At 36.5% G+C, this 17,846-nt stretch carries 26 protein-coding genes; 25 read left to right on the top strand and 1 reads right to left on the bottom strand.

The window, feature by feature from the left end; genetic code table 11:
- Positions 1-4: 4 nt before the first annotated feature.
- The 4 genes from EF384_RS01220 to EF384_RS01205 are packed head-to-tail and all read left to right on the top strand — an operon-like array spanning position 5 to position 2,624.
- On the top strand, positions 5-292 hold the full coding sequence (locus EF384_RS01220) for a hypothetical protein (protein WP_123779161.1): 288 nt from the start codon (positions 5-7) through the stop codon (positions 290-292).
- Between the two features lie 2 nt (positions 293-294).
- Positions 295-843, top strand: a complete 549-nt coding sequence (locus EF384_RS01215) for a hypothetical protein (protein WP_123779160.1) — start codon at positions 295-297, stop codon at positions 841-843.
- A 9-nt stretch (positions 844-852) separates the two neighbouring features.
- Positions 853-2,436, top strand: coding sequence for a DEAD/DEAH box helicase (locus EF384_RS01210; RefSeq protein WP_123779159.1), 1,584 nt, complete (start codon positions 853-855; stop codon positions 2,434-2,436).
- An 8-nt stretch (positions 2,437-2,444) separates the two neighbouring features.
- Positions 2,445-2,624, top strand: a complete 180-nt coding sequence (locus EF384_RS01205; protein WP_123779158.1) for a hypothetical protein — start codon at positions 2,445-2,447, stop codon at positions 2,622-2,624.
- Here EF384_RS01205 and EF384_RS01200 read toward each other — a convergent pair.
- On the bottom strand, positions 2,614-3,294 hold the full coding sequence (locus EF384_RS01200) for a DUF4145 domain-containing protein (protein WP_123779157.1): 681 nt from the start codon (positions 3,292-3,294) through the stop codon (positions 2,614-2,616). The two genes, EF384_RS01205 and EF384_RS01200, sit on opposite strands and share 11 nt — an antisense overlap.
- A gap of 53 nt (positions 3,295-3,347) precedes the next feature.
- Between EF384_RS01200 and EF384_RS01195 the strand changes: the two genes are divergently transcribed.
- From EF384_RS01195 to gpG, 21 genes are all read left to right on the top strand, one after another.
- Positions 3,348-5,552 (top strand): AAA family ATPase, encoded by a 2,205-nt coding sequence (locus tag EF384_RS01195; protein WP_123779156.1) that lies wholly within the window; start codon positions 3,348-3,350, stop codon positions 5,550-5,552.
- Positions 5,553-5,895: 343 nt separating this feature from the next.
- Positions 5,896-6,201: a hypothetical protein gene (locus EF384_RS01190; RefSeq protein ID WP_123779155.1), complete on the top strand. Its 306-nt coding sequence runs from the start codon at positions 5,896-5,898 to the stop codon at positions 6,199-6,201.
- Positions 6,201-6,359: a hypothetical protein gene (locus EF384_RS09700; RefSeq protein WP_158607393.1), complete on the top strand. Its 159-nt coding sequence runs from the start codon at positions 6,201-6,203 to the stop codon at positions 6,357-6,359. Before EF384_RS01190 ends, EF384_RS09700 begins: the two co-directional genes overlap by 1 nt.
- A gap of 12 nt (positions 6,360-6,371) precedes the next feature.
- A complete protein-coding gene (locus tag EF384_RS01185) occupies positions 6,372-6,770 on the top strand; it encodes a RusA family crossover junction endodeoxyribonuclease (RefSeq protein ID WP_199729691.1) in 399 nt (132 codons plus the stop codon).
- A 3-nt stretch (positions 6,771-6,773) separates the two neighbouring features.
- Complete coding sequence (locus EF384_RS01180; RefSeq protein WP_123779154.1) at positions 6,774-6,968, top strand: hypothetical protein; 195 nt, start codon at positions 6,774-6,776, stop codon at positions 6,966-6,968.
- Positions 6,969-7,100: 132 nt separating this feature from the next.
- On the top strand, positions 7,101-7,625 hold the full coding sequence (locus EF384_RS01175) for a hypothetical protein (RefSeq protein ID WP_123779153.1): 525 nt from the start codon (positions 7,101-7,103) through the stop codon (positions 7,623-7,625).
- Positions 7,626-7,645: 20 nt separating this feature from the next.
- The gene (gene nrdH, locus EF384_RS01170; protein ID WP_123779152.1) at positions 7,646-7,870 is read left to right on the top strand and encodes a glutaredoxin-like protein NrdH; all 225 of its coding nucleotides are present in this window, start codon (positions 7,646-7,648) and stop codon (positions 7,868-7,870) included.
- A gap of 156 nt (positions 7,871-8,026) precedes the next feature.
- Positions 8,027-8,440: a DUF722 domain-containing protein gene (locus EF384_RS01165; RefSeq protein WP_123779151.1), complete on the top strand. Its 414-nt coding sequence runs from the start codon at positions 8,027-8,029 to the stop codon at positions 8,438-8,440.
- Between the two features lie 839 nt (positions 8,441-9,279).
- Positions 9,280-9,591 carry an HNH endonuclease gene (locus EF384_RS01160; protein ID WP_123779207.1) on the top strand — a complete coding sequence of 104 codons (312 nt, stop codon included), beginning with the start codon at positions 9,280-9,282 and terminating at the stop codon, positions 9,589-9,591.
- Between the two features lie 139 nt (positions 9,592-9,730).
- The gene (locus EF384_RS01155) at positions 9,731-10,270 is read left to right on the top strand and encodes a helix-turn-helix domain-containing protein (protein ID WP_233569996.1); all 540 of its coding nucleotides are present in this window, start codon (positions 9,731-9,733) and stop codon (positions 10,268-10,270) included.
- 3 nt (positions 10,271-10,273) lie between these two features.
- A complete protein-coding gene (locus EF384_RS01150) occupies positions 10,274-11,998 on the top strand; it encodes a terminase TerL endonuclease subunit (RefSeq protein ID WP_123779150.1) in 1,725 nt (574 codons plus the stop codon).
- A 14-nt stretch (positions 11,999-12,012) separates the two neighbouring features.
- The gene (locus EF384_RS01145) at positions 12,013-13,185 is read left to right on the top strand and encodes a phage portal protein (RefSeq protein ID WP_158607392.1); all 1,173 of its coding nucleotides are present in this window, start codon (positions 12,013-12,015) and stop codon (positions 13,183-13,185) included.
- A complete protein-coding gene (locus EF384_RS01140; protein ID WP_199729690.1) occupies positions 13,172-13,927 on the top strand; it encodes a head maturation protease, ClpP-related in 756 nt (251 codons plus the stop codon). Before EF384_RS01145 ends, EF384_RS01140 begins: the two co-directional genes overlap by 14 nt.
- Before the next feature lie 27 nt (positions 13,928-13,954).
- Positions 13,955-15,091 (top strand): phage major capsid protein, encoded by a 1,137-nt coding sequence (locus EF384_RS01135; protein WP_123779148.1) that lies wholly within the window; start codon positions 13,955-13,957, stop codon positions 15,089-15,091.
- A 10-nt stretch (positions 15,092-15,101) separates the two neighbouring features.
- Complete coding sequence (locus EF384_RS09730; RefSeq protein ID WP_199729689.1) at positions 15,102-15,266, top strand: hypothetical protein; 165 nt, start codon at positions 15,102-15,104, stop codon at positions 15,264-15,266.
- A gap of 9 nt (positions 15,267-15,275) precedes the next feature.
- Positions 15,276-15,566: a head-tail connector protein gene (locus EF384_RS01130; protein WP_123779147.1), complete on the top strand. Its 291-nt coding sequence runs from the start codon at positions 15,276-15,278 to the stop codon at positions 15,564-15,566.
- Complete coding sequence (locus EF384_RS01125; protein ID WP_123779146.1) at positions 15,547-15,912, top strand: phage head-tail adapter protein; 366 nt, start codon at positions 15,547-15,549, stop codon at positions 15,910-15,912. The genes EF384_RS01130 and EF384_RS01125 overlap by 20 nt, the downstream gene beginning before the upstream one ends.
- Positions 15,912-16,325: a hypothetical protein gene (locus EF384_RS01120; protein ID WP_111856905.1), complete on the top strand. Its 414-nt coding sequence runs from the start codon at positions 15,912-15,914 to the stop codon at positions 16,323-16,325. The genes EF384_RS01125 and EF384_RS01120 overlap by 1 nt, the downstream gene beginning before the upstream one ends.
- The gene (locus tag EF384_RS01115; protein WP_148076694.1) at positions 16,326-16,715 is read left to right on the top strand and encodes a hypothetical protein; all 390 of its coding nucleotides are present in this window, start codon (positions 16,326-16,328) and stop codon (positions 16,713-16,715) included. It begins immediately after the preceding gene.
- Positions 16,716-16,727: 12 nt separating this feature from the next.
- Positions 16,728-17,315: a major tail protein gene (locus EF384_RS01110; RefSeq protein ID WP_123779144.1), complete on the top strand. Its 588-nt coding sequence runs from the start codon at positions 16,728-16,730 to the stop codon at positions 17,313-17,315.
- A 60-nt stretch (positions 17,316-17,375) separates the two neighbouring features.
- Positions 17,376-17,699, top strand: a complete 324-nt coding sequence (gene gpG, locus EF384_RS01105) for a phage tail assembly chaperone G (RefSeq protein ID WP_123779143.1) — start codon at positions 17,376-17,378, stop codon at positions 17,697-17,699.
- Positions 17,700-17,846: the final 147 nt, after the last annotated feature.

The following is a 17,846-nucleotide window of genomic DNA, read 5'->3' as shown; positions in this document are numbered from 1 at the left end:
GCGGATGCCGTATAAAGAAGTTTCAAATAAGAGATTAAGTAGTGTAGATAATCGTACAGCTACTGCAAATAAAGAAACTGATAGCGTTCAAGAAGATAACGCATTTATGAATAAACTAACGCGGATACGTTTTGAACAATTTAACCTAAGCGAAATTAAGAGAATATGGAACATCGCACAATCAGGAATTAAATTCAGAAGACAGCTAGATAAAGCTATTGCTAAATGCCTAATTAAAGGCGACGTAGAACTATATGACACATTAATTCAAATCAAAAAAGGAGAGTTTTAAATATGACAAACAACAACTTTGAAGGTGCATTATCTTGGGATAGCCAAATTACAAAAGAATCATCATTTACGCTGCTAGATGCTGGCGAATATGAATTCAAAGTAGAAAAGATGGAACGAGGTCAATATCAGCCGTCTGAAAAATCATCTATTCGTGACGTATCACCACAAGCTGAATTACATATCAAGATCTTTGGTGGGGAGCAAGGGAATACAACAGTAATTGAACGTTTGATTTTACACACTAAAACTGAATTTAAGATTTCAGAATTCTTTATCGCAATCGGACAAAAACAACCAGGGCAACCTTTAACACCTAATTGGAATTACGTAGTCGGCGCTACTGGGCGCTGTGAAATTGAAGTTAATGAATATACCAAGAAAGATGGTAATCAAAGTAAAAACAACCGTATTACGCGATTCTTAGAGCCATCTCAACAACCAGCACAGGCTGGGTGGACACCACAACAACAAGCGCCTGTACAACAACCAACACAACAAACACCACCACAACAACAGCCACAGGGTGGCAATCCAGGGTTCCAATTTTAGGAGGTAATTATGAAACTTAGAGATTACCAAGAAGAATCCGTTAAGCGGATATTTCAAGAATGGGATGTTGGCCACAAAAAAACGTTGCTAGTATTGCCAACTGGTACAGGGAAAACAATCGTCTTTAGTAAGGTCGCAGAAGAAGCGGTTAGACAGGGTAAGCGAGTGCTTATCCTGGCACACCGTGGTGAATTGTTAAATCAAGCAGCAGATAAAATTGAGAAGTCGACAGGGTTGTCAGTGTCTAAGGAAAAGGCAGAAGAAACGTCTATCGGTTCATGGACACGGATTACAGTTGGTAGTGTGCAATCAATGGCGCAAGCTAAGCGGTTAAGTCGATTTAGTCCAGATCACTTTGACGTGATTATTGTGGACGAAGCGCATCATACTTTGTCATCAACTTATCAGACCGTATTAAAGCATTTTGAGTCGGCAAACGTGCTAGGTGTGACAGCCACACCAGACCGGGGAGATATGCAGAATCTAGGACAGTTGTTTGATTCATTAGCATACGAATACACTTTGCCAAAAGCGATTAAATCGAGTTATTTAACCCCAATCAAAGCGTTAACTTTACCAATTCATTTAGATTTAAAAGGTGTGAAGCAGACTGCGGGAGATTTTAACGCTACTCAAGTTGGACATATATTAGATCCATACCTTGAAGCAATTGCCGATGAAATGGTTGAACATGCAAGAGACCGTAAAACAGTAGTATTTCTTCCACTAGTTAAGACAAGTCAGAAGTTTACTGAATTGTTAAATCAAAAAGGTTTTAAAGCTGCAGAAGTTAACGGTAATTCAAAAGATCGTGATGAAGTTTTAAAAGATTTTGACGATGGTAAATACAACGTCTTATGTAATTCAATGCTTTTGACAGAAGGTTGGGATAGTCCAGCAGTTGATTGCGTTGTAGTTCTTAGACCAACTAAAGTACGTAGTTTATACAGTCAAATGGTTGGACGTGGTACACGTTTATATCCAGGTAAGTCAGAGCTATTGTTACTAGATTTCTTATGGCATACAGACCGACATGAGCTAGTACACCCGGCACATTTAATCGCTGAAGATGTAGAAGTGGCTAAAAGGGCAACAGAGAAGATTGAAGAATCAGATGAACCAGTCAATATTGAAGAAATTATCGAGGAAGCTGCCGAAGACGTTACGAATGAGCGTGAAGAAGCATTAGCTAAACAACTTGAAAAGTTACGGACAAAGAAAAAACGATTAGTAGACCCAATTCAGTTTGAAATGCAGATTCAAGATAAGGATTTACAGAATTATGTTCCGATGTTTGGTCAAGAACTAGATCCACCAACTATAGAACAATTGAATCAAATAGAAAAAGCCGGGATTGACCAGACTTCGATTGATTCTAAAGGTAAAGCGGATGAATTACTTAAACGTGTCAATTACCGTAATCAACAAGATTTATCAACACCTAAACAGATTAGGCAACTTGAACAGCGTGGCTACAACAATGTGGCCAACTGGAAATTTGACCAGGCAAAAGTATTAATAGATCAAATCGCTGCAAACAAATGGCGAAGCATTCACTCAAAGGCACAGGCAGAGATTTATCAGCCTAGTTAGGAGGGCAAATGAAAAAATATATGGATATCGCAAGACTACAGACTTCTCCAGAAATTGTGGAAATTAAAGAAGTCATTGAAATTATTTTTAGAGTTGGAGACGGAACTGAATCAAATCCTATTCGGTACACAAAACAATATTGGGATGTTGAAGGAAATTTACTATTTGAGAAGGATTTTATTGATTAGAGTTAGCATCTCTACCTTCTATTCCTCTAAGTTTATTTTCAGGGATTAAACTGTATATTTCATCTATCTCTCTATCTCTAGTAATTTGATCTTCAACTATAATATTAATCAATTTTAATAATGTATGAGCAATTTCCTTGTCGTCTGATATATCAATTTGTCCAGGATGTACACCTTCATTTCCAATAACTCTAACTGCATCTAAAGCTCTTTGGATTCTAGATGATAGACCATTACGTACTAAATTACCAATCATATCGTTTAATGACCCTTCTCCTGCATTTAAATGTTTAGATGCAAGAGTTTCAATGGCTAATCGAGATAAAGCTGCAGATGCTCTCGGCGAAATTTCTAAAATTAAAGATGCTTCCTGGTATATTTTCTTAACGTCATCAGGCATGTCAGTATTTGCAGGATCGATATTCTTAGCACTTCTAGGAAATAAAAGGATCTCTTCTGTATCATTAAAGATATTTTTAACTAGCCAAATAGAAGTATTTCTACATGAATTACAGTCAGCCTTAACAACCCCATATTCTATGTTTTTATGATTAAACTGACTTTGTAAAATATATTGGGATGCAGAGAAAACATTGCAATGAGGACAAAAAAATCCATTAGATGTACCACTATGCCTTATATTAAAATCTTTAAAAATTTGGTTCAACATAAACCCCTCCTTATTTTAAATTAACTAAATTATATCAGAAAGTAGGTGATACCTTGCCAAAATTTAATTTATTAGATCCATTAAACCAAATAGATCCAGCAAGCTTATCATACCAAGAATGGGTAGACGTAGGCATGGCACTAAAAGCAGAAGGATATACAGCACACGACTGGGAAGAATGGTCAGCCAGTGATAGCCGACACAAATCTGGAGAATGTTACTTCAAATGGGATACGTTCCAAGATACAGGTATTACAGGAGCAACTATTACACAAATGGCCAAAGACAATGGCTGGCAATCAAAACGCAGCAATATACAAGGTGGCGCATTGTCATGGGATTCAGTCATTTCAGATGAGTTACGCATTGTAGACGATGCTTGGATTGAAGATAGAGAAGTACATGAGCCAGTTAATTGGAAGCCACACGAAGAAGTCATTCGCTACATTAATACCTTATTTGATTCCAATGATTACGTTGGATATGTGACGAGTACATACGAAACAGGCGATGGTAAGCATTTACCAAGTAAAGGTATCTACTCAAAGACTGCCGGTCAAATTATTGAAGATATCAAGAAATATGGTGACGACTTAGGTGCTGCTTTAGGAGATACAGACCCTGAAGCGGGTGCTTGGGTAAGATTTAATCCACTAGATGGTGAAGGTGTTAAAAACGATAACGTTACAGATTATCGCTATGCCTTAGTAGAGTCAGACAATACAGAAATCGCTCGTCAAAACTCATTGCTTAGAGAATTAGAATTACCAATCGCCATGTTAGTACATAGTGGTGGACGTTCCTTACATGCCATTGTACGTATAGATGCCAACTCATTACCACAATATAAGGAACGTGTGAATCATCTATATACCGTGTGTCAGCGTAACGGTTTAGAAGTAGATACGCAAAACAAGAATCCTAGTCGATTAAGTCGACTGCCTGGAATTATGCGGAATGGTAAAAAACAATTCATTGTTGATTCTAACATTGGTAAATCGTCATATGAAGAATGGTCAGAATGGATTGAAGAAGTTAACGACGATTTACCGGACCCATCGCCTTTATCAGACGTATGGGACAGCATGCCAGAGAAAGCTCCAGAGCTTATTGAAGGTGTGCTTAGACAAGGACACAAACTATTGTTTGCTGGTCCATCTAAAGCAGGTAAGTCATTTGCTTTAATCGAGTTGGCCATAGCAATTGCTGAAGGTACTCGTTGGTTAGGTTGGCCATGTACACAAGGACGTGTACTGTACGTCAACTTAGAATTGGACGACGCCAGTGGTTATCATCGATTCAAAGACGTATATACCGCATTAGGTTTACAACCGTATAATATCCAAAATATCGATATTTGGAACTTACGTGGTAAGACTGCACCACTTGATAAATTAGCACCGAAGCTGATTAGACGTGCGGAAAAGAAAGGCTATATCGCCGTCATCATCGACCCTATTTACAAGGTTTTAACAGGGGATGAAAATTCAGCCGAGGATATGGCAGCCTTTACAAATCAGTTTGACAAAATCGCCACATCATTAAAAACTGCAGTAATCTATGCTCATCATCATTCAAAAGGTGCTCAAGGTGGTAAACATTCAATGGATCGTGCCAGTGGTTCAGGCGTATTCGCCCGTGACCCGGATGCAATTCTAGACTTGATTGAACTTGATGTAAACGAAGGCATCCGGAATCAACAAGCAGATAGAGCCGTATGTGACGAAATTGTTCGTTGGTTCAAACATTACAACCCAGGCTACTTTGATACATGGGTAAGTCGTGATGATCAGTTAAGTGTAGTGGCCATGGATAATCATGCGAAACAAGGTTTGAAAGAGTACCAACAGCAATTAGTAGTGGCTACTATTGAAGCTGGGCAACGCGCCAAGAAGAAATCAGCATGGCGGGTTGAAGGTACATTACGTGAGTTTGAGAAGTTTGCGCCAGTTGACATGTGGTTTGAGTATCCTACTCATAACATTGACGAAAGTGGAATATTGAAACAAGTTCAGCCGGAATCTGAAAAGGCTCCTTGGCAGAAAAAAGGACCAAAAGCAAATAAGGATAATAAAGAAGAAAGAAAGCAATTGCGATTAGAAGCACTTGAAGAAACGTTTGATGACTTAGTTGAAGATGGAAAAGTAGATGTTAAAATCGCTGCTGAAACCATGGGAAAATCGGACAGAACTATTAGAAGTTATGTTAAAGAACACGAAAATTTTGAAATAGTAGATGGATTTATTGTAGAACGTTGAAGTGAAAAAGTTGGGTAAATTTCATAATTTCAAGATGAGTGAAGAAATGAAAAAGTCCCATGAGTTTCACGCTGAAAGAAATGAAAAAGATGCAACAATTTCAAAACTTTCACAGTGAAAAAGTTGGGTAAATTTCAATTTCTTCAAAACTTGCAAAATCCAGTCATATCAACGTTTGAAACAGTGAAATGAAAAAGTACTTCCCAAGGGAAGTATATGGAGTGTTTTGCAAACTAAAATTCGTGAGTAGGAAAGTCCGGCTGAGTTGCCCGGACATTTCCCTAACTCATTTCACGCAGAAGCGAATAGCGCGGAAAATATTAAAAATTTTGGAGGTATAAAAATGACAAATGATATTTATATCTACACAGGTAAACAGCTGCTTTGGGAATTGTATCAAAAGTTTATGTCGTTTGATGATATCGTTTGGAGAACATTCTTAAATGATTATGACGAGTTTGGTAATTTTAAAGATATCGAAGCAGATAGACTATATGTTGTGAATTCAGAATTAGAAATTTTAAGAGAAGCACATATTGAGGATTTAACTTTTCAAGAAGTCTTAAAAGCATTTCAAGATGCTGCACCTTATTGGCGTGATCAATGGCTAAAAGAGTTAAGAGATAGATTTAGTGGGAAGGTGAAATAATGTCAATTTTGACTATTCTAATTGTCTCCATACTAGGTGGCGGATGGATTGCATTAATGATTTGTTTCACTAGTGCCTTTAAAACTGTCGTCAAATACGAAGATACAGACATTAAAGAAATGGAAGAGCACCGAGAACGTATAAAAGATATTAAATAATGAGGTGATTAAGTGCTTGAGTTTTTTATGCCAATGAAGAATCCACCAACGACTACACATCAACAGAAACAAGTAACAATCATAAAGGGCAAACCGGTATTTTACGAACCAGATTCACTGAAAGCTGCTAGAGCTCAATTGATGAATCACCTAGCGCCTTGTGTGCCTGATGAACCGTTTAACTCAGCAGTACAATGCACAGTTAAGTGGCTATTCCCGACTACTAGACATGAAGATGGGGCTTGGAAAAAAACTAAGCCAGATACGCATAACATGAATAAGTTACTTTTTGATGTGATGACAGACCTCGAATTTTGGAAAGATGATGCACTAGTAGTTAGCGAACACATTCAAAAGTTTTGGGTCAACGGATCAGTGCCAGGGATCTACATCCGGATTGAGGAGGTATAGGTCATGAGACAGTTTTACATGGATTTAGCTGATTGGGTAGAGTCAGTGAATCTAAATAGTCAAACACTTAGTGAAAGTGATTACTGGGATTACGTCATCATGTCGTGTGGAGAATTAGAAGTTAAATATAAAAGAAATCAATTGGTAGTTGATGTTTTAGTTGCACACCTTAAGTTTTTAGATAAAGGTCGAGGGTGAATGCATTGGTTATTTTATTATTTTTACTATTTTTAGTAATAGCATGTGTAGTGGTCATAGGGTCATTTTTGCTACTTACTTTCATTTATTTTGATGAATGGTTTTTTGAAAAGCTGCAAGAGGAGGAAAGAAATGTACGTAACGCAAGCAGATTTATTTAGAATTTTGTCTTTTGAGTATGGTGTGACACAAGCAGATATGCAACGACATTGCGGTGTTGGCAAAAGCCTTTGGTTTAAAAATGTACTTGCAGATGAAATGATACCTAAAATCGATAAAGGTTTAGCTGATTTGTTTGGTAAAGATTATCGAAGTGAACGAAATATTAATAAATATTTACGACACGAAGAAATTATAAAAGATGTGGATATTTCGTTAATTAGAAAACGCCGCCAGTTTTTTGATCTAACTACTGCAGAGATTGGTGACATGATTGAACTTTCAAAAGGAAGTTACCAAAAAATTGAACACGGGAAAAACGATGTGAAATCATGGAAAATGTATATCGATTTAACAATGATATTAAAAAGTGATTTGCTGAAAGCAGATAGCAAATTCAAAGTAAAACGAAATAATAAAAGGTCAACACCTAAAAAGTACATCACGTTTAAAAATGTAGGTGGACGCTGGGTGCTTGGTCGCAAGATGGTTTACTAACATATAAAGGAGATTAAAATATGACACCAATAATTTATTCTAAAAATGACTGTATGCAATGCAACTTTACTAAAAAATACTTAAGCGAACGAGGTATTGAATTTATTGAGAAGAACGTTGAAGAAAACGAACAGTATCGTGAGGAAGTTAAAGGGATGGGTTATAAATCGGTCCCAGTTATTATTACTGCCAACGAGACTTGGACAGGTTTCCAGCCAGATAAGTTGGCGAAGTTGGTGGAATAGATGGACCTAATAACACAACTGTTATTGTACATTAGTGCATTCGCATTGATCGTTGTGGTAGGTACATTCATTTTCATAATGCTGAACACGATATTCGATGTAATTGAGGAGCAACAGCAAGCGAGAGAACGTGATAAAACGAATAGGAGTGATTGAGTGGCAAGTAAAGATTTTAAAAGAGTTGAACAACTTTTAGAAGATTACCCTAAATTAGATAGCGAAATAAAAAAACGTCGATTAGCACTTCTATACCCTGTTAGAGAATATGATGAAAATATAGGGGGTAGCAAATCACAGTCTAATACTAGTCTAGCTGAAAACTTTGTGGTAACGCTCGACCAAGATAGGCGATTAGCTAGGCTAGAAGAACAAAAGTTTATCATCGAAGAAGTGTTAAAAAAGCTGCACGAAGATGATTATAGTGTAATTAAACTATATTACTTCGAAAAGCCAAGAACGTTAACTTGGGACGGTATCGCTATGGCTACTAGAAACTCAAGATCTAGATGTTTTGAAGTTAGAAAAACTGTCGTTGAAGAAATTGGTAGGAAGTTAGGTGAATTGGACTAATTGCGGACTTTTAAGGCAATAATCTGATGTATATTGGTATTGTGATATTTAGGCGATGAGGTATCACATAGCCACCTCCTTAGTGGAAAGTCTTTATCATACGGAAATATGCATAAAGCAAACGCAGGTTCCTCCTGTGGATATATAAGCTACTGATGTTTAGCAGGTAAGAGAGTTGCGACCACTCTCCAGTAGCATAGCAAGGCACAGTCAGCTCAAATAAATCATACATTTAATCATCACTGACTAACCTTGCTTTATTTATTTATACAGAATAACCTTTAACATATCCACCAACTAGGACGATAGGTTGGCATGTTGATTCGGTTACTATATTAACGAAAATGCAGGATGTGGGTTATTCGTATAAGTAAGTAATTTCCGTTACGCTTTAATAAGTTAGGGACGCCTAAGGTAAACAGCGTTATAAAAAAACTTTCCAGCCAAGTTTCGGTTTAAAGCTTGGGGCAACTAACCTATATACTGTTGTAGCAACAGTCGGGTATGGTTGCTTATTGAAAACTGCACAATGTCGATAGAGTAATTGCATTTGGTAGCTACTTATGCGATTGTCCTAAAACCGGGTGGGCAAACGGCCTTACATTTTGATTGGACTCGATAACTCTGGGGGTTGTGTAGTTTTGAGTAATAAAAATAGCATCAATAGCTACCCAGCCTAAAAATAGGCACACTTACGAGTGATGGGTGGCTTTTTATTACGTCGTGAGGTGATTGATATGTGTAGCGATATGCAGATGAATAAGGGGAGTGATCCATTATCTTGGATTGACTGACATGCAGTCAAGCATTAGCTAAAGTGCAAAGGAGATGTGATAACTATCTTAGATACTTCAAGTAAGAAAGCTAGACGAATATTCTATACAAGTTCTGATTGGCGAATGATGAGAGCTTATATATTAGAGCGCGATAACTATGAATGCCAGTGGTGTAAGAGAGATGGTAAGGTTACTAGTCAATTAGACTCAGTCCTTGAAGTAGATCATATCAAAGAGCTGAAAGACTATCCTGAACTTGCACTTGATGAATCTAATTTAAGAACACTGTGTAAAGATTGCCATAACAAACGTCATAATCGCTTTAATTATCGCGAGAAAACGAAAAATATAAAATGGAACGATGAGTTTTGGTAATGGGTACCCCCGGTCGAAAAGGTTGATACAAAGCCATTCTAGGAAACCGGTGGGAAGGGTCTTTTGCACGGTCGTAACCGTTTCTAGCACCCCTATCCCCCGCCATATTAATTGTTTGAAGAAAGGAGGTTGAGTATGGTTGGAATTGAATATTAACACACGTATTAAACGACTAAGAAATGAACATAAATTAACTCAAAAAGAGCTGGCTGAATCAGCAAATATTTCTGAATCTTATTATCGAAAAATTGAAACAGGAAACAATTCACCGAGTATAGAAACATTAAACAATATCGCTAAAGCATTAGATGTTTCCTTGCTTTATTTAATCAATGACCGTATAGAAGAAATGGAAAATCGTTCTGAAATTGAAGAACTAAGATTACGTGAAATTTTCAAAAATATACCAAAAGAGCAACTAGATATTGCTGAAGGTTTAATCATTCAAGCTGCTCGACTACGTATCCTTTTGGATGACAATTGGAAGGATATTTTGGAGAATGGAGAGTACGAGCGATTTAGTCAATCAAAAGACCAAATTCCATACGACCGAAAACGACCGATTGTTGAAAATTATGATAATCGAGATAAAACTTATAAAGATATTATTAAGCAGCTAACTGAATTATTGCCAAAAGAAGCTAAAAGTTCAGCGAGAGAAAACTTGTTGGGTGGTTAGCCTATGTTGCGTACAGAACATGTTGATTTTTATTTGGAACTATTTCAAGAAGGTTATTTGGTATTCAATGAAAAACGGGTTCAATTAGTGGAGTGGTTAAAAAGAGATATCTTATCCAAAGATAATGAGTATTACTTTGATGACCAGCAAATTGAAGATTATATTAATTTTAGTGAGCGATGGTACTATCCCTTAGATGATTGGGAAAAGTTCCTCGCTTCTTTTGTTTTCTTTTATAAGCGTTCTAATGACACACCAGTATTTAGAATATTCATCTTGGTTATGGGCCGTGGTGCTGGTAAGAATGGTTTTATATCAACAATGGCTCATTTCTTGGCATCAAGTTTGCATGGAATTGAAGAATATGATGTCTCAATTGTGGCCAACTCGGAACATCAAGCAAAAACTTCCTTTGAAGAAATTTATAACAAAATAATCAAAGACCCTAGATTGTCAGCAGTTAATACTCGTGATACTACTTTTGAAGATGAGCCTATTGGTGAGTTTGAACCTTGGAAAAGCAAGATTATTAGTCAAGAAACACAATCTAAAATTATGTACCACACCTCCAATGCCAAAACAAAAGATGGTGGTCGTGAAGGTGCGTTGATATTCGATGAGTTCCACGAATATGAGAATTCAGAATTGGTAAAAGTGTTTACTGGTGGTCTTGGTAAGAAACCAAATCCGAGACAATTTTTCATTGGTACGAAAGGATTCATTAGAGAAGGCTATTTCGATATGCTCTATGATCGTGCAACAAATATTTTAAACGGTGATGCACCATTTAATGGCCATTTTCCATTTATTTGTGAGTTGGATGATATAAAAGAGATGGATAGTCCAGATTTGTGGGAGAAAGCTAATCCTACTCTACAGAAACCATTAACAGGACGTGCGGAACGATTGCTTCAAACGATGGAAGATGAGTATGCAGACTTAACCTATGAGCCGTCTGGACGACCTATGTTTGTTACAAAACGAATGAACGTAATTGAGGGTGACTCTGAACATAGCGTTGCTAGTCGAGAAGAGTTACTAGCAACTAACCGACCATTTTTTGATTTAGACGGATTAAAACCTATTGGATCGCTTGATTATGGATCTGTTCGAGATTTTGCAGCATGTGGACTTTTATTTAAAAAAGGAGAAGAGTATGCATTCAAAACCCATTCATTCGCTATTAAACATTTTGTTGATATTCATTATGGTTATTCAAATTCAGCAAATGCATTGGGCGGAAGCAAGAAAGCCCCCATAAAAGCTTGGGAAAAACAAGGACTCATGTCAGTTATTGATGAGCCATCTCTTGATCCAATGCATATCGTGGAGTGGTTTGTAAATGCTAGAGAAAAATATGGCGTTGAAAGAATTGTGGCCGATAACTTTAAGTTGGATATATTAAGGCCTTTACTTGAAAAGGAAGGTTTTGAGGTCGATTTAATTAAACGTCCGCAATCTATTCATCCGCTTGTTGCACCAAGAATTGAAGATGGATTCGCAAATAATAAAATCATATTCGAAGATAATCCTCTGATGCGTTGGTACACCAATAATGTGTATGTAAAAGAAACATCTAACGGTAAAATTTTCGATAAAAAAGAAGAAGTGAAGCGTAAAACTGATGGATTCCAAGCTTTGGTACATGCAATGTATCGTGCTAATGAATTGGACGACCAGACTGATTTAGACGAATTTTTCGATATGGTTAGCCAATTACAATATTAGAAAGGAGGGAAATTTTGGGACTATGGGAATCAATTAAGAACCGAATAAATAAAGTAGAATTGATTGGTTATGAGTATCCGATTGATGATCACACGAAGCGTGTTTATTTAAAACAAACATCCATTGATAAAGTCGTGAATTATGTTGCAAGAACAATGTCTACTGCTAAATTCATTATCAAGACACCGGATGGTAAAGATGATGATTTTACCCACGATTGGGAATACAAGTTAAATGTACGGCCTAATAGAAATCAGAATGCTACAGAATTTTGGCAAAAAGCGTTCTATAAGTTGTTATTCGATAATGAGGTTTTGATTATTATGTCAGACGATGATCAGATGTTGATTGCAGATTCATTTGTTAAAGATGATTCTATAAGTTTATATGACTATCGATTTACAGATGTGGTTGTTGGTCAATATACCTATAAGAGACCATTTATTCGTTCTGAAGTTCTATATCTAAAATATGGTAATGAGCAACTGTCTAAAATGATTGATGGTCTTTTTGAAGATTATGCGGACTTATTTAATTCATTACTAAAATCAGTTTGGCGTAACGGTCAAGTCCGTGGTTCTGTTTCTATTAACAAAACCGGTACTTTTGCAGATGCTAAAGAACGGACGGAGCAGGTCCAAAGTTATTTGAATAATATGTTCAAAATTTTTGATACTAAAGAAACAGCTTATGTTATGACACCAAATGGCATGGATATTGAAGAATTCTCTAATAAAGGGAATTCAAGTAATATACCTTTTAGCGATTTAAATAGTGCGCGTTATGCGATGACTGCTGAAGTTGCTGAATTAGTCGGAATACCATCAAATTTAGTGTTTGGAGATAAACTAGAGTTAGAACAAAATAAAAAGTTGTACAAAGAAAATGTGGTTAATCCGCTGATTAAAATGCTTACCGATGAGATGAATGGTTTAATGATATCTCAATCAGATTATCAAAAGGGATTACGATTAACTATTTCAAACGTACTGACTACAGATGTTTTTGAGTTATCTACTCAGATTGATAAGTTGGTAGCTTCAGGAGTCTTTAGTCCTAATGACATTCTAGAAGAACTAGGACGTGATAAAGTGGATGACCCCATGATGGATAAACACTATATCACGAAAAATTACACTGAATATCAGAATAATGAAAGGGGTGAGGAAATAAGTGAAGAAAATTAAAGTACACGGTACAATTGTAACTAATGATAATAAATGGATTTATGATTTATTTGATATGGATTCAACTAGTCCTAAAGATATTTCTGATACATTAGCTGATATGACTGATGATGTAGTTATTGAAATTAATTCTTATGGCGGATATGTTGATGCAGGTAATCAAATTTACTCAGATTTAAAAAACTACCCGGGAAATGTAACGGTAGAAGTATTAATGGCCGGTTCTGCAGCATCAGTTATTGCGATGGCTGGAGATAAAGTTAAGATGTCACCAGTCGGACGTATTATGATTCATAATGCTTCAGTTGGTGCGCAAGGCGACTATCATGCAATGGATGCAGCTAGCGAAGCATTACAAATGGCTAACTCAGCAATTGCAAATGCATATGTTGGTAAGTCTGGAATTGCTAAAGAAGAAGCGTTAGCTTTGATGAACAAAGAAACGTGGATGGATGCTGATAAAGCATTAGAATACGGATTTGTTGATGAAGTAATTGAATACACTGAATCGACACCAGTATTTGAACTTGTAGCAAACGGATTAACGAATGGTATCATCCCTCAAAACGTGATTGATAAAGTTCGGAATGATAAACAGCTACCAATGGCTAGTGTTCAAGTAAACACTGATGAAATTGTGGACAAGATTTATGAAAAGCTAAAAGCTGATTTTGATGTTGAAATTGAAAATAACAAGAAAGAGGAACCCAAAGCTAAAAGTTTTGAACGGTTCCTTTTTTAGTACAAAATTAAAGGAGAGAAAAATTAAATGTTTAAATTAAAATCTATGACAAACTTCGCTTCTAAACGCGAGGAATTTATTAATGCTGTAAAAAATGGCGCTGATCAAGAGGCACAAGGTGACGCTTATTTAAATATGATTAATGCATTAGCTGAAGATGTAATGGATGAAGCTAAGAAAGAAGTTAATCTTCAAGTTGACCAAGCTGCTAACATCAACAAGGCTAAAATGAGCAAAGAAACGTATGAATTCTTTAATGAAATCAATACTGAGGTTGGTTATAAAGAAGAAAAATTATTACCAGAAACAACAATTGATGAAATCTTCGAAGATTTAACAACTGAACATCCATTACTAGATGCAATCGGCTTAAAATCCGCTGGTATTCGCTTGAAATTCTTACGTTCTGAAACGTCTGGCCAAGCGGTTTGGGGTAAAGTGTTCGATGAAATCAAGGGTCAATTAGATGCGACATTCAGCGATGAAGTTGCGATTCAAAACAAGTTAACAGCATTTGTTGTTGTTCCAAAAGACTTAGCAGATTTATCTGTTAACTGGATTGAACGTTTTGTTCGCTTGCAAATCACTGAAGCATTTGCAGTTGCTTTAGAAGCAGCATTCCTATCTGGTGATGGTAATGATAAACCGATTGGTTTAAACCGTGATATCGATAATGGTACTGTATCTGGTGGCGTGACGACTTATCCAGTTAAAACAGCTCAAGGGACTTTATCATTTGCCAATACAGATTCAATCATTCAAGAATTTAAAGATATTAAGAAGTACCACTCTACTAAATCTAATGGACAAGCAATTAATACTGCAGGTCAATTATACCTAGTAGTTTCTTCAGAAGATAAAGCAGATATCGAAGCGAAATTTACTATCTTAAATGCAAATGGTGTTTATGTAAATGCAGTGCCATTCAACATCAATATTGTTGAATCTGTTTTCCAGGAAAAAGGTACGGCAGTATCGTTTGTTAAATCTCGTTACGATGCGTACATTGGTGGTGGTATTACTTTACGTAAGTTCGACCAAACATTCGCATTAGAAGATTTAGATTTATACACTGCTAAACAATTTGCTTACGGTAAAGCAAAAGATGGTAAAGCAACTGCAGTTTGGACATTAGCTGAACCAGCAACTTTACCAGAAGGGTAAGGTGAAATAGATGGCTAAATATAAAGTTTTAAAAGATTTTAAGGATATTAAAAACGGTAAAGTTTATAACAAAAATGATGAAATCGAGATGACGGTTAAACGTTCTACGGAAGTAGCTGAAAACTTAGACGATACTTTCTTAGAGCGATTGGATGAACCAAAAACTGAAAAGTAGGTGATGAATATGGTTGATACGCCATTGCTAGAAAGTTTCAAAACTTACATGCGTATATTCCATTCTGTTGAAGATGACTACTTAACAGACTTACTTGGCGCATCAGAGCTTGATATCTTGTCTCTGGTGGGCGGTAGTCTGCTGGATAGGGAAGTGAAGGAGCTTGTCTTTAATCGTGCGAGATACGCTTATACGGGTAATTTAGAGTTCTTTTACGAGAACTTCCAATCTCGTATTTTTGACTTATCACTAAGACTAAATGGTGAGGAGTTGATGCAAGATGATGAATCGACCGTATAAGAAACCTGTAACAGATATCGGGGAACTGCGTACACCAGTAAGTTTCTATGAATCAAAAACGAGTGGTCCAGAACCTAATCAAACTGGACTAACTAAATTGTTTTATTGCTATGCAGAAGTATACAACCCATCGATGAAGGACTTGGAAATTATGCATAGTACGAGTGTGAAACAGGGTATCACGATTAAAATTCGAGACCCGTTAACTGACTATCAACCACAGTCTCATCATGTAGTTATTATCGATGATTTTAGGTATAAAAACATGCAGTGGAATATTACTGATATTCGTCCGGATGTTCAAAATAGTGAGTTCATTACGGTTCTGCTTGGAGCGGATGCGTAATGGACTTTAATTTTGAAATCAAAGGTGCTGATGAAATTGTTGCTAATTTAGAAAAGCAATTTTCTGAAAGGCGTGTCTCAAGTATCGTCAATAAAGCGATTAATACCGCAGCAGATGAATATACTGAGGGACTGGCTAAAGCTATCAGTTCATACAAGGATACAGGGGCTACGGTTGAAGAAACAACCCATGGTAGAGCGACTAAAAACTCTAGCGGTAGACATATTGCTAAGGTTGGCTGGCGTGGGCCAATGCAAAGGTATAAGTTAATTCATTTAAACGAATTTGGCTATGTTCGTCATGGACGTTCGTACAGTCCTCGTGGAATGGGTGTAATCCAAGGGTATATTGATGGTTCAAGAAATCAATTCTTGTCAAATATGCGTGAAAATTTAAGTGAGTTGGTGAAATAGATGTTAGACATGCTGGATATAATTTATGATGAATTGAATTATGATGAGATTATACAAGAACAAGTTAAAGGTCGTATACGCTATTATACGCACAACGATAATGATGAAATGGTCACACCTTTTATTATTATCAGACCCTTTTCAACACCAATACCAGCTATCTATGGATCTAATCAAGAACTGGCAATTGAGATGACTTATCAATTGAGTGTTGAAGGTGGTAATCGCAAGCAAGTAAAAGAACTAGCATATCGCATTAAGCAATTAATGTGGGAGTTAGGTTTTGGTCAACTGGAATTTGGATTGGATGAGTATCTAGACGATGTTCAACGATTTGTTGATGTCAGAAGATACCGTAAAGTTACTAATTTATACGAAACGAATTATTAAAGGAGAAATAAAATGACATTAGTAGGATTTAAACGTGCTACCATCGGTATTTTTGGATCAGATGGTACAGTAACTGAAAAAATTATTGTTGAAGGTAAGGCTGAGAAAGGTGCAACTACCACAGCAGAAATTACAGGATTATCTAAAGAAGCAACTCGAGTGTACGGTTCAGATATTGCTTACTACGTATCGCAACGTGGTACTGGTGACGTATCAGTTAACTTAGGCTTGTTAGATTTACCAGATGCAGCAAATGATAAAATTCTAGGCTATAAAACGACCTCAGAAGGCATTTCATATATTGGTAATGATACTGAAGCACCATATGTAGCGATCATGCTTGAGTCAGGAAACTTACAAGGAGAAAAAGCCATGCTAGGTTTCTTTAAAGGAAAAATCTCAAAAGAATCAATCACACTAAATACTTTGAACAATGAAGCATTTACGCCTGAAGCTGAAACTTATGTATTCAGCGCAATTGAAGATACTAAAGAAGGCGAATCATTTGGTCAAGTAGTTGGTAAATATGTGGGGGATGCGCAAGAATCAATCACAAAATTAGAAAAACAAGTATTCCCAACAACATTACCAGTAGGATAATTTTACAACAGTTAACGGCTACTTCCATATGGAGTAGCCTATTTTTTGGAGGTTAAAAATATGGCAAAAGAATTACGATTAGAATTAAAAGATGAAAAAGGCAACATTAATACATTTATTCAGAAAGATATTCCAATGCGAAAATTATTTGAATGGGTGGAAATTGAAAAAGCGATTGAAGAGGGCGAGATTAAACAAGGTTTGGATGTTATGGTTAAAAAACTTGAATTTGTCGCTGGTCTATTTGATGACGAACGTGTGACACCAGAAGCTTTATTAGATGGACTAGATGCTCGTGATTTCCAAGAAGCAATCCAACAAAAGATTTGGGCAGTGTTAGGCGTAGAACCAGACCCAAAAAAAGAAGAGACAGCGGAAAAATAACCGCTAAAGAGGCTTTAGATAATCTCTACAGCTTAGTTAGAAACATCGTTAAGGGTATAGATGGCTACACAATTAATGAAGTGTTAGACACTGATTACGACATGCTAATGGGCGTGCTATTTAGTCAAAAATCCACTAAGCAAGATG

This window comes from Aerococcus agrisoli (genome assembly GCF_003797145.1).
GTDB classification, from domain to species: domain Bacteria; phylum Bacillota; class Bacilli; order Lactobacillales; family Aerococcaceae; genus Aerococcus; species Aerococcus agrisoli.
The sequence above is the reverse complement of the archived record's forward strand: the minus strand, read 5'-3'. Positions and strand labels throughout refer to the sequence as shown.